Here is a 12,343-nt window from a genome sequence, read left to right on the forward strand (position 1 = left end):
CCGCATTCAACACGCGGAGGACGACCGCCCGCCGCTTACCGCCGGCACCGCGTAACTAACGTCCGTTCCTCATACATCTAGGTTCTGCATAACAAAATAGTTACAGCGAAAATTATTTCACCTTTAAAGGTTATCGAAAGGTGATCTTCGACTTTCCGGTCGAAATATCCAGTACGGATGAATAACATATTAACGACAGGATTGCCCTCAGTGCGGTGAAGGTTAATCATCTGAGCAGGTGAGAAGATGTTCGGTGAAATTACCTACCCGATTGGATAGGCGGGTCACCGACGTTGGTAATCAAATAAGGCGCTCGCAGCTGTCTTGGTTAGGGAGCTAAGTCCCGAGCTGGAAACGGCATTTCTGCTCCGAAAGTGGCGCTCACCTGCGGCTACGTTCCCCATTTTGCAAGATTTAAACCACTTTCGGCGAGAATTAGTCCCGCAATTGTAGGTTGTGGAGCGTCCGCAATGTTTAGGCAAAGTCCCATCTTTTCCCAGAACAATGCTCTACTAAACGTGAAAACCGGATGTTCCCCCGATTTTGCTGAGAAGGTGCAACTATGGGACGTAGCGTAACTGTCGCAGCGAACCGGAACATCGCGAATTGCTGCTCTAACCAATGACTTTGTTCAGGTCCGAATAATGCTCGGAGGTCGTCGATGTCGATGGAAATGGTGTTAGCCGAAGCAGTGATAGACAGTGGGGACACGGCGTGGGTGCTGATCTCCGCGGGTCTGGTTCTCTTCATGGTTCCCGGACTCGCCTTCTTCTACGCCGGTCTGGTGCGTGGTAGCAGTGCGCTCGTCATGTTGCAGCAGAACCTCGTCCCACTCGGACTCGTCTCGATTACCTGGGTCGTGTTCGGATACAGCTTCGCGTTCAGTGGAGACTGGGGTTCCGGCTTCCTCGGTGACCTCAAATTGTTCGGCTTGCAGGACATACACACTGCCGCCGCCCCGGGCTTCCACCTGATCGAAGGTGCAGTCGCGGTACCGACTCTGGCGTTCGTGGTCTATCAGATGATGTTCGCGATCATCACGCCTGCGCTGATCACCGGTGCGACCGCAAACCGGCTCAAGCCCTTGGGCTGGGCCGTTCTGCTCGTGCTGTGGTCGATCATCGTCTACCCCCCGATTGCGCACTGGCTCTTCAATCCCGAAGGCTGGTTGGCGCTCCGCGGAGCTCAGGACTGGGCCGGCGGAATTGTCGTCCACGCATCCGCCGGCGCCGCCGCCCTGGCAATCTTGCTGGTGGTAGGTAAACGTCCGGGATGGCCCAACGCCGAGGCAGTCCCGCACTCGGTGCCTCTGGCGTTGATCGGCGCAGGCATCCTGTGGTTCGGCTGGTTCGGATTCAACGCGGGCGACGGATTGGCTGCCGATGGTGTTGCGGCACAGGCCTTGATGAACACTCACATCGCCGCAGCGGGCGGTATGGTCGTCTGGCTCGTCATCGAAAGGTACACCGAGGGCAAGGCCACGGCGATCGGCGGAATCACCGGCGCGGTAGCCGGTCTCGCGACCGTCACCCCTTGCGCCGGCTTCGTCAGCACCTTCTCCGCGTTGGCGATCGGCGCGCTTGCCGGACTGGTCTGCCACTTCGCGCTCGCGCTCAAGTCGATCTTCAAGTTCGACGACGCGCTCGACGTCATCGCGGTCCACTTCATCGGCGGCATCCTCGGTTCACTCCTTCTCGGTTTGTTCGGCGAAAAAGCCATCAATTCGATCGGCCGCGACGGACTCTTCTTCGGCGGCGGGGCAGGACTACTCGGCGAGCAGGCGCTGGCGTTGATCGTCGTCATCGCTTTCTCGTTCGTGGTGACCTGGCTGATCGCCACGGGCATCGAGAAGACCATCGGTCTCAAGCTGGCCCCAAAAGACCAGGTGGACATCGACCGTCGTCAGCAAGGCATGGACGCATACCGCTACAACGCCGCATTCGTCGACGCAGGTGGTGCGCCGCAGACCAGCGGGTTCGACTCGGGGGTCCTGGTCGAGGGGGCAAAACTTGTTCCGAACCTCGGCGCCCCGAAGCACGAACTCATCACCGCGGTATTGCAGACCATCGAGTCCGAGAAGCTACGGGAGGCGCTGCTGGCCGCCGGAGCGGAGTCGATAGTCGTATCGGAAGCGCATGTCTCCGCGAGTGACTCGGCCTCGCTCAAGTTCCGCGGACAACGCAACGACGTCGTGTTCACCGAGCGGTTGCGTGTCGAGGTGCTGGTCGCCTCGGAACATGCACAGGCGGTTCTGGACGCGATCAACGAGTACTCGGGCGGCAGGAGGAGCGGTTTCGTCCAGCAAGCGGCCGAACCTCTCACCGAAGCGACGGAACAGGGGAGCTGACATGTATTCGACGACAGGGAGTTACCGCATGATCGACAAGGAGCGTTCAGAATGCATCTGACACCGCGAGAACTCGACAAGCTGACAATCCTCATGTTGGCGGATGTCGCACTGAGGCGAAAGGCAAAGGGGCTCAAACTCAATCACCCGGAGTCCGTCGCAGTTATCACTGCAGCCGCCCTGGAGGGAGCTCGGGAGGGCAAGACTCTCGAGGAGGTCATGGCCGACGCATCGCACGCCTTGACGGTCGACGACGTGATGGACGGTGTCGCGGAGATGATTCCACGTGTGCAGGTCGAGGCGGTGTTCCTCGACGGTAGCCGGCTCGTCACCGTGCACTCTCCGATCCAGTAGCCCGACCGAGATGTCAGGAGCACTCCAAGATGGCAAGCAAATCGACGAAGAAGGATTCCGGCGGCGAGAAGAAAGTGCCGGTCGGCGGATACGTGTTGCGGGACGAGCCGATCGAACTCAACGAGGGCCGTCCACGTTTGAAGTTGCGAGTCCGAAACACCGGTGACCGTCCCATCCAGGTGGGTTCGCACTACCACTTCATGGAAGTCAATCGCGCGTTGTCCTTCGATCGTGAACAGTCCTTCGGCTGGCGCCTCGACATTCCCGCGGGCACGGCGGTCAGGTTCGAGCCGGGCGACGAGAAGGAAGTGACGTTGGTGCCGTTCGGCGGCAAGCAACGAGTGCAAGGCTTCAACGGACTTGTCGACGGTTGGGCGCCGACCCACGCCGCCTACCGGCCTCGGCTTCCCGGAGCCGTCCAGCGTGCCGAAGAACTCGGCTTTCTGTCCGAACCTCAAACCGACTGATTCTCGTTCACGGCGGACGAAGGAGAGCAACACCCATGACAAGCATTTCGAGACAAGAGTATTCGGGTCTGTTCGGGGTCACCACGGGTGACCAGATCAGACTGGGCAATACCGACCTGTACATCGAGGTCGAGGAAGATCTTCGAACGATCGGCGACGAGTCGATCTACGGCGGCGGCAAGACGCTGCGCGACGGCATGGGCCAGGATCCGGAGTCATGCAGCATCGACGGTGCCCTCGACCTCGTGATCACCAACGTGGTCATCGTCGATGCAACCATCGGCGTCGTCAAGGCAGACGTGGGAATCAAGGACGGCAAGATCGTTGGCTGGGGCAAGGCGGGAAACTCCAGCACGATGGAAGGCGTCACCCCGGGGCTGACCACCGGTCCGGCGACCGACGCGATTTCCGGTGAGCAGATGATCCTCACTGCCGCCGGCATCGATCCACACGTTCACCTCGTGTCACCACAGCAGGCGTACCACGCACTCAGTGGGGGAGTGACGACGCTGATCGGTGGTGGTATCGGCCCGACCGACGGAACCAACGGCACCACCATCACTTCCGGTATCTGGAACATGGAGATGATGCTCAAGGCCAACGAGGGTTTGCCGGTCAACGTCTGCATGTTGGGCAAGGGGAACTCGTCCGGGCATCAGTCGCTGGTCGAACAGATCAAGGCCGGTGCGGCCGGTCTGAAGGTCCACGAGGACTGGGGCGCGACACCGGCCACAATTCGTGAGTCTCTGCGGGTGGCAGACGAAATGGACGTTCAGGTCGCCATTCACACGGATACCCTCAACGAGGCCGGATACGTCGAGGACACCATCGCGGCCTTCGAAGGCCGTACGATTCACACCTATCACAGCGAGGGTGCGGGCGGCGGTCACGCACCCGACATCCTGCGAGTGACGGGCGAGGACAACGTACTTCCGGCGTCGACCAATCCGACGTTGCCGTACGGCATCAACACTCAGGCCGAGCTCTTCGACATGATCATGGTCTGTCACAACCTCAATCCCAAAGTGCCCTCGGATGTTTCGTTTGCCGAGTCCCGCGTTCGCGCCGAGACGATCGGTGCCGAGAACGTACTGCAGGACATGGGCGTCATCTCGATGTTCTCGAGTGACTCACAGGCGATGGGCCGGGTTGGAGAAAACTGGCTACGCGCGATCCAAACAGCGGACTGCATGAAGCGGTCCCGCGGAAAGCTGCCCGAGGATTCACCGACGCACGACAACTTCCGCGTGTTGCGCTACGTCGCGAAGGTCACGATCAATCCCGCGTTGACGTTTGGTCTTTCGCATGTGGTCGGGTCGATCGGTGTCGGGAAGATGGCGGATCTTGTTCTCTGGGAGCCCGCATTTTTCGGTGCGAAGCCGAAGACGATCATCAAGAACGGTCTGATCAGTTGGCATGCCATGGGAGATCCGAATGCTTCACTCCCGACACCACAACCGGTGATCTACCGGCCGATGTTCGGTGGATTCGGCAAGGCGTTGCCGCAGAGTTCGGTCTCGTTCGTCTCGCGAGCGGCACTCGACGACGGCATCAAGGACCGGCTCGGTCTCGAACGTCAGGTTGTTGCTGTCGAGGGGACCAGAACAGTCACCAAGCGTGATCTGGTTCGCAACTCGGCCACTCCGGAAATCAAGGTGGACCCGGAGACCTTCGCGGTGACTGCGGACGGCGTCCACGCATACGTCGAACCTGCCGAATCCATTCGCTTGAACCAACTTTACTTCTTCAGCTAGGGGTCTCCAGTGTCGGGAACAATCACACACACGCACGGCGCCGATGCGACGCCACACACGCACGGCGAGATGACCGCGCCGAGCGGAAAGCCGACGCGAGTCGACGTGCTGCTCGGGAAGGAGACCGACGAGGAGTGGGCCGGTCGACTCGACAATGCGGTAGTCGACGTCTTGTCGCTCGATCAGTGGGAAGCGCAGAAGAGTCGGTTACGACGCACCACGATCGGTGGCCGTGAATTGGCCGTCTCGCTCGATCGGGGTATTCAGTTGCAGGACGGCGACATTCTGCTGTGGGACGAGCAGGCGAACACCGTCGTCGTGGCGAGGATCAACCTCAAGGACGTGTTGGAGATCGACCTGAGCGCACTGGTCGAGGTGACGCCCGAGAAGATGATTCAGACGTGCTTGGAGTTGGGACATGCCGTGGGTAACCAGCACTGGCCTGCGGTGGTGAAGGGAATGAAGGTCTACGTTCCGTTGACGGTCGACAAGGCGGTCATGGGCTCGGTGATGCGGACACATGCTTTCGAGGGCATCGAGTACACCTTCATCCCGGGCGCCGAGGTCATTCCCTACATCGCTCCACACGAGGCACGCCGTTTGTTCGGTGCGGCCGCGCGTGAGGGCGAGGGGCATACCCATGACCCTCTCGTCTGAGGGATCCGGGCTCAGCATCAACCGCGCGATGCGGATGATGCAGTTTTCCGATTCCATGTTCCCGGTCGGTTCCTTCTCGTTCTCCAACGGTTTGGAATCGGCCGTGGCGCAGGGAATTGTCACGGGTGGTCCGTCGCTGCGGGAGTTTGTGCTCTCGGCCGCCCATCAGGGCGCGACGTGCGACGGTATCGCCGTACTCGCGGCGCACCGGGGTGCGGCAGCCGGTGATTTCTCGGCGATCCTCGCCGCTGATCATGCAGTGATCGAACGCAAACTCAACGAAGAAGCACGCACGATGAGTACCCGCATGGGTAAGAAGTTGGCCGAACTCGGCGGGCGCTTGGCCGGTGAGACCCTGTTCAACAAGTGGTTGGCCGCGATCGCATCGGGGGAGACGCCGGGTACCTACCCCGTCGGCCTCGGAATTGCTTTCGCGGAGATGGGTTCTCCGGAAGAGGACGCTTTCACGGTCAATCAGTACGGTGTCGCGATGACGTTGCTCGGCGCTGCCCTTCGTATCGTCCGAGTCGATCACCTCACGACGCAAGAGATTCTGTTCGAGGTCAATCAGAGCGCCGGCCGTGAGTACGCCGCAGTGCGTGACTACGGACTCGACGACATGTCCAATTTCGCCCCGATGATCGACATTCTGGCTGCGGTTCACGTCAAGGCGCACGTCCGAATGTTCATGAACTAGAAGGAGAACGATGAAGAAGACAACGCGCATCGGAATCGGCGGACCCGTGGGTTCGGGTAAGACCGCACTCATCGAGGCGATCACGCCGGAGTTCATCAAGCGGGGCACCAGCGTTCTGATCATCACCAATGACGTGGTCACCACCGAAGATGCCAAGCATGTGCGCAAGGCTCTCAAAGGTGTTCTCGTGGAGGAACGTATCGTCGGCGTGGAGACGGGAGCCTGCCCACACACCGCCGTCCGCGAAGACCCGAGTATGAATCTCGCGGCGGTCGAGGACATGGAGAAGACGTTCCCGGACACCGACGTGGTGTTCATCGAAAGTGGTGGCGACAACCTCACACTGACGTTCAGTCCAGCTCTGGTCGACTTCTTCATCTACGTCATCGACGTAGCCGCAGGCGACAAGATTCCGCGCAAGAACGGTCCGGGAATCTCGCAGTCCGACATCCTGGTCATCAACAAGACCGATCTCGCACCGTACGTCAACGCCGATCTCGGAGTCATGGATCGCGACTCCAAGGGGATGCGCGGCGACAAGCCGTTCGTCTTCACCAATTGCATGACCGGGGAAGGCATCAAGGAAGTGGTGGACCTCATCGTGCACGGAGTCCTCTTCGACGAAGAGGAAGTGGGAGCGAGCGCACCGTGAGCGCAACGTCCGTCCCGGGAGCATCGCGGTCGCTCCCGGGGCCGATCCCGACCATCCCGGAACTCGACCAGTACCAGGACCAGCCGAAGCAGGCCCCGGCCGGCAAGGTCGGGAAGACCGGCGTTCTCGAGATGCGATTTGTCGACCGTGGCGACAAGACGATTCTGCGGGACATGTACCGCAAAACACCGCTGCTCGTTCAGCAGGCGCTGTACTGGGACGAAGCGTTGCCGACCATGCCGTGCGTCTACATGATCTCGACGTCCGGCAGTGTGTTGCAAGGCGATCGACTGTTCCTGACCATCGAAATGGAGCCAGGTTCCCTTGCACACGTGACCACCCAGTCGGCTACCAAAGTCCACCGGATGGATGCCAATCACGCGTCACAACTCCAGAAAGTGGTGCTGGCCGAGAATTCGTATCTCGAACTGATGCCGGGAGTGACGATCCCACACCGCAGCGCGAGGTACTACGCGCGCACCGACATCACGGTGGATCCGACTGCAACGCTGTTGTTCTCGGAGATCGTGATGCCGGGTCGCAAGTACCACGACGGCGGAGAGATGTTCGTCTACGACCTGTACTCCACCTTGATCAAGGCGAAGCGCCCGGACGGGAAGAATCTCTTCACCGAGAAGTTGGTGATCGAACCGGCACGCTTCCCCGTGCGATACGGCGGAATCATGGGCGACCACGACGTCTTCGGCAATGTCATCCTACTGACACCGAAGGAGCACGCAGACGCCATTCTCGAGGAGATAGTTCCGGGCCGTGACGGCAAGGTCGTCTCCGGGGCGAGCCGGCTACCGAACGACGCCGGTCTCATCTTCAAAGTCCTCGGTCCGGAGAGCGAACCCGTCAAGGCGAAGGTCCGTGATTTCTGGTCTCTGGTACGAAAGGCAGTTCTGGACACCACCATTCCGCCCGTCCCGCTGTGGGGATGACGCGGATCGTCGGAGAAGGATCGAGGGACGTGCGATGACCACCATCACCAAACCCTGGGACGACGTCGCGGACAAGAACGTCGTGCTCAGATTCATCGACACCAATCTCAAAGGCTCCGGGCAGGTGATGTTCCAGGGCAATGCGCTGACGGGCCTGCTGTTTCTGGTCGGTATCTTCTGGGGAGCGATAGCCGCGGACACGATCACCGTCGCAATTGGTGCCGTGGTGGGTCTGGTGGTATCCACCGTCACCGGCATGATGCTGCACTCCGACGACGATTCGATGCGTATCGGCCTGTACGGATACAACGGAGTTCTTGTGGGAGCTGCCTTTCCGACGTTCCTTGCCGGCGGTGTGATGCTGTGGATCTACCTCGTGGTGGGAGCTGCCGCGTCGACGATCGCGTTCCTGGCCGTTGCCAATGTCTTCAAGACGTGGGGCGTACCGGCGCTGACCTTTCCGTTCAACCTCGTCAACTGGTTCTTCCTCCTCGCGGCGTTCCAGTTCCTGCGGATCGAAACGTCAGACCTCAGCGCGGGCCAGTTTCCCCAGCACATCGGGGACGCGTCAGTTCATGCCGAAATTACTTTCAGCTTCCTGTGGGACACGCTGTTCCGCAACGTCTCCCAGATCTTTCTGATCAACAACACCGTCACCGGCATTATCTTCGTGATCGCGCTGCTGGTCGCGTCGCGTTGGGCGGCGTTGTTCGCGCTCATCGGTTCCGCGATAGCGATGGGTTCGGTACTGGCGCTGGGCGCAAACACCGTCGACATCGGCAATGGTCTCTACGGGCTCAGTTCGGTGCTGACGGCAATTGCTCTCGGATCGGTGTTCTACAACCCGTCGTGGCGTGTGTTCGTCTACACCGTCTTCGGAGTACTGGTGACTGTTGTCATCCACGGCACGCTGGTGTCTGCCTTTGCTCCGATCAGCCTGCCGGCCGGAACGGGCCCGTTCGTCTTCGCGACGTGGCTGTTCCTGCTGCCGAAGAAGAAGTTCGTTCCCATCCAGCACGACACCATCGAGGGTGGAGCGGCCGAGGGCAAGGATTCGATCGCGAAGGCGAACGGATAGGGCTCGAACGGGCAGAAGTTCCTAGATCGTTCCGCTATGGCACCCTCGCGAACCGGTATCACTCGAGTATTGTCTGGCCTTCGGTAGTCGGGCATGGTCGAAGCATGACCGTGCAGGTAGTTGTGATGGGTGTGGCCGGTGCTGGAAAAAGCACCGTGGCAGTGGGTCTCGCCACGTCTCTCGGGGCAGACTTCGTCGACGGTGACGATCTGCACCCCGAGTCCAATGTCGCCAAAATGCGTTCGGGGACACCGTTGACCGACGAAGACCGTGTGCCGTGGCTCGACGCGATCGCGGCCTGGCTTTCCGAGCGTGCCGATGCGGGACGAACAGGCGTCGTTGCCTGTTCGGCTCTGCGAAAGGACTATCGGGGCCGGTTGCGCCCGGACGGTCTCGACGTGCAGTTCGTCCACCTGGCCGGTGATTTCGAGACTATCTCCGCACGTATGCGTTTCCGCGCCGGGCACTTCATGCCGGAGAGTCTGCTCATCTCCCAGTTCGAGGCTCTCGAACCGCTTACAGACGACGAGCGCGGCATCACGCTGAATGTCGTCTCCGAACCGAGCACACTGGTGGGCGAGGCAGTCGACTACATCCATACATCTCAGAGGAGCGTCACAGCGTGAGTAGCACCGCAAGCCCCGGCCCGTTCGACATTTCCGGGAAGGTCGCGCTGGTGACGGGTTCGAGCCGAGGCATCGGCTCGGCCCTCGCGACTGGTCTCGCCGAGGCGGGTGCGGTGGTGGTGCTCAACAGCCGAAATTCCGACGTGCTCGAAGCCGAGCGTCGACGCATCGCCGACGCGACCGGCGCAACGGTGCACGCATACGCGTTCGACGTCACCGATTCGGCCGCCGTCCGGGATGCGGCGACACGCATCGAGGCGGAGGTCGGCCCGGTCGAGATCGTTGTCAACAACACCGGCGTGCAGCACCGCGCCCCGCTTCTCGAGTTCGGCGACGACGACTTCCGGCGTGTCATGGACACCAACCTGACCAGTGCGTTCTACGTCGGACGTGAATTCGCCCGCGGCATGGTCGAGCGCGGACACGGGAAGATCGTCAACATCTGCTCGGTGCAGAGCGAACTCGGCCGAGCGGGAATCGCACCGTACGCGGCCAGCAAGGGCGGGCTCAAGATGCTCACCCGCGGAATGTGCGCTGACTGGGCACCCTTCGGTTTGCAGATCAACGCGATCGCACCGGGATACTTCGACACCGAACTGACCTCTGCGCTGGTCAACGATCCGGAGTTCACCGCGTGGCTCGCCAAGCGGACACCCGCCGGACGTTGGGGCCGTACCGAGGAGCTGATCGGGTCGCTACTGTTCTTGGCCTCCCCGGCTTCGGATTTCGTCAACGGTCAGATCCTCTACGTCGACGGCGGAATGACGGCCGTCGTCTGATTGTCCGCTGTTAGATCGTCCGCTACTCGAACAGAAAGCACCCACATGACAGACGCCAGCGCCCCTCGCATCCACCTCGGTCCCGTCGAGGATCCTCACGTCGCCGACGGAATACGCCGAGCCGGTGGAGTTCTCGTTCCACTGGCAGACGCCGAGGGCGTCGTGTGGGTACACGGGCCGGAGACGTTCCCGTCGTCGCTACCCGATTCGGTTCGTTGGGTGCAGTTGCCGTTCGCCGGCATCGAGCCCTGGTTCGACGCCGGGGTGATCGACGACAAGCGGGTCTGGACGTCTGCTGCCGGAGCGTACGCGGGCAATGTTGCCGAACATACGATGATGCTTCTCCTCGCCGGAGTTCGTTCTCTCCCCGAACAATTGGCGGCGCAATCGTGGCGCAAGGAAGAGTTCGACCCGCGGGTGGGCACTTTGCAGGGCTCGACAGTGGCGATCATCGGTTGCGGCGGAATCGGCCGTGCGTTGATCCCGTACCTCGCCGCGTCCAAAGTCAAGGTCATCGCGATCACCCGCTCCGGGACCCCTGTCGAGGGTGCTTCCGAAACGCTCTCGGCCGACCGCACCGGCGAAATCTGGTCCAAGGCAGATCACTTCGTGATCGCAGCACCGTCGACATCCGCGACGCGGCATCTGGTCGGCAAGGCCGAACTGGACCAGATGTCGGAGTCGAGCTGGATCGTGAACATCGCGCGTGGCACCCTCGTCGACACGGACGCATTGGTCGACGCACTGGAAGCCGGTTCGATCGGCGGGGCGGCACTGGACGTCACCGATCCCGAGCCGTTGCCGGACGGGCATCGGTTGTGGAAGCTGCCCAACGCGATCATCACTCCACACGTCGCCAACCCGGCTACGACGCTCACCCGCGTCCTGGCAGATCACGTTGCAGCCAACGTCGCCCGATTCGCCGCAGGTGAGGACCTCGCCGCCGTGATCGATCCGTCGGCGGGCTACTGACCGCTCGCGTTGGTTCCCTTCACGTAATCGGCAACGACGGTGCGCAGAACATCGCGCACCGCCTCGGCCGGTTTGGAGAGGGGCTGATTGGCCGGGGTGCCAAGGGAGACATGCACTTCGATGCCCGGCTCGATGCGTCGTAGCTCGAGCGCTTCGACGTCCATGACCCTGCGGGCCACCGACCACGGCAGAACCGTCGCGCCCAATCCGGTGCGTACGGCCTCGGACAGCGTCATCACCGATTCCACTTCGGCCACGACGTTCGGTTGCTGCTCTGCACGGTCGAAAGCCTGCTCCACCACCTTGCGGATGGTGTGCATCCGACCCGGAAGCAATAGTGGCAGTTCGGCGATCTCGGGCAGGGAGATGTCGGATCCCGATTCGCCTGCCAGTCCGGTACCGAACGGCGCAACCACCACCAGCTCCTCGGTGAGCAAGCGTTCGAACGTCACACCCTTGATCGGGCCGGCGTCGTACAACAACGCCAGATCCATGCGACCGGTCATCATCGCTTCGCTGAGCACGCCACCGAAGTTCTCGTTGATGTGCAACAAGATATTCGGGTGCTGCTCGCGCACACGGGCCAAGAGCGGCAAGGCGATTGCCGTCGCGGTGCTGTACGGGGCGAGGCCGACCGAGACGCCACCCGCCAGCGCCCGTCCGACCACGGACACCTCGGCCTGAGCACTCTCCACCTGACGCAGAATCACCTGAGCATGCCGATAGAGTGCGTGCCCCGCATCGGTCGGCTCGACACCCTGTTTGCTGCGGATCAGAAGTTGCTGACCGAACTGCGTTTCCAGAGACGTCATCTGTTGGCTCAGGGCGGGTTGTGCGATGTGCAGGATGTCGGCGGCTCGGGTGATGCTGCCGGCATCGACAATTCGTACGAACGAGTAGAGCCTTCTCGTGTCCATGCTGTGCAAACTACCAGCTCAACGGACATATCGAATTCCGATCACCCCAACGCGAAACGGTATTAACAACCCTTTGGCGTTCCTGAGTAGCGTCCCAGA

13 protein-coding genes are annotated in these 12,343 nt (G+C 61.2%); 12 read left to right on the forward strand and 1 reads right to left on the reverse strand.

Annotated features, from left to right (window positions below; genetic code table 11):
* The first annotated feature begins 667 nt into the window (after nt 1–667).
* From amt to ASU23_RS15160, 12 genes are all read left to right on the forward strand, one after another.
* Nucleotides 668–2,347 (forward strand): ammonium transporter, encoded by a 1,680-nt coding sequence (gene amt / locus ASU23_RS15105; protein ID WP_228117877.1) that lies wholly within the window; start codon nt 668–670, stop codon nt 2,345–2,347.
* 51 nt (nt 2,348–2,398) lie between these two features.
* Complete coding sequence (locus ASU23_RS15110; RefSeq protein ID WP_007731718.1) at nt 2,399–2,701, forward strand: urease subunit gamma; 303 nt, start codon at nt 2,399–2,401, stop codon at nt 2,699–2,701.
* 29 nt (nt 2,702–2,730) lie between these two features.
* Nucleotides 2,731–3,168, forward strand: a complete 438-nt coding sequence (locus ASU23_RS15115; protein ID WP_003943812.1) for an urease subunit beta — start codon at nt 2,731–2,733, stop codon at nt 3,166–3,168.
* Between the two features lie 35 nt (nt 3,169–3,203).
* The gene (locus tag ASU23_RS15120) at nt 3,204–4,922 is read left to right on the forward strand and encodes an urease subunit alpha (protein WP_003943847.1); all 1,719 of its coding nucleotides are present in this window, start codon (nt 3,204–3,206) and stop codon (nt 4,920–4,922) included.
* A 9-nt stretch (nt 4,923–4,931) separates the two neighbouring features.
* Nucleotides 4,932–5,579, forward strand: a complete 648-nt coding sequence (ureE, locus tag ASU23_RS15125; protein WP_058038191.1) for an urease accessory protein UreE — start codon at nt 4,932–4,934, stop codon at nt 5,577–5,579.
* On the forward strand, nt 5,563–6,276 hold the full coding sequence (locus ASU23_RS15130) for an urease accessory protein UreF (RefSeq protein ID WP_047271507.1): 714 nt from the start codon (nt 5,563–5,565) through the stop codon (nt 6,274–6,276). The genes ureE and ASU23_RS15130 overlap by 17 nt, the downstream gene beginning before the upstream one ends.
* A gap of 10 nt (nt 6,277–6,286) precedes the next feature.
* The gene (gene ureG, locus ASU23_RS15135; protein WP_007731713.1) at nt 6,287–6,928 is read left to right on the forward strand and encodes an urease accessory protein UreG; all 642 of its coding nucleotides are present in this window, start codon (nt 6,287–6,289) and stop codon (nt 6,926–6,928) included.
* Entirely contained in the window at nt 6,925–7,872 is a 948-nt protein-coding gene (locus ASU23_RS15140) for an urease accessory protein UreD (protein WP_058038192.1), read from the forward strand. The genes ureG and ASU23_RS15140 overlap by 4 nt, the downstream gene beginning before the upstream one ends.
* Nucleotides 7,873–7,906: 34 nt before the next feature.
* Entirely contained in the window at nt 7,907–8,950 is a 1,044-nt protein-coding gene (yut, locus tag ASU23_RS15145; RefSeq protein ID WP_030535783.1) for an urea transporter, read from the forward strand.
* 104 nt (nt 8,951–9,054) lie between these two features.
* Nucleotides 9,055–9,576, forward strand: coding sequence for a gluconokinase (locus ASU23_RS15150; protein WP_030535782.1), 522 nt, complete (start codon nt 9,055–9,057; stop codon nt 9,574–9,576).
* On the forward strand, nt 9,573–10,355 hold the full coding sequence (locus ASU23_RS15155) for an SDR family oxidoreductase (protein ID WP_007731708.1): 783 nt from the start codon (nt 9,573–9,575) through the stop codon (nt 10,353–10,355). Before ASU23_RS15150 ends, ASU23_RS15155 begins: the two co-directional genes overlap by 4 nt.
* A 45-nt stretch (nt 10,356–10,400) precedes the next feature.
* Nucleotides 10,401–11,327: a D-isomer specific 2-hydroxyacid dehydrogenase family protein gene (locus ASU23_RS15160; protein WP_007731707.1), complete on the forward strand. Its 927-nt coding sequence runs from the start codon at nt 10,401–10,403 to the stop codon at nt 11,325–11,327.
* Here the strand turns inward: ASU23_RS15160 and nac are convergent.
* Nucleotides 11,321–12,244 (reverse strand): nitrogen assimilation transcriptional regulator NAC, encoded by a 924-nt coding sequence (gene nac, locus ASU23_RS15165; RefSeq protein WP_030535780.1) that lies wholly within the window; start codon nt 12,242–12,244, stop codon nt 11,321–11,323. The genes ASU23_RS15160 and nac overlap by 7 nt on opposite strands.
* Nucleotides 12,245–12,343: the final 99 nt, after the last annotated feature.

The organism is Rhodococcus sp. KB6 (assembly GCF_001445685.1).
Classification (GTDB): Bacteria; Actinomycetota; Actinomycetes; order Mycobacteriales; family Mycobacteriaceae; genus Rhodococcus_F; species Rhodococcus_F qingshengii.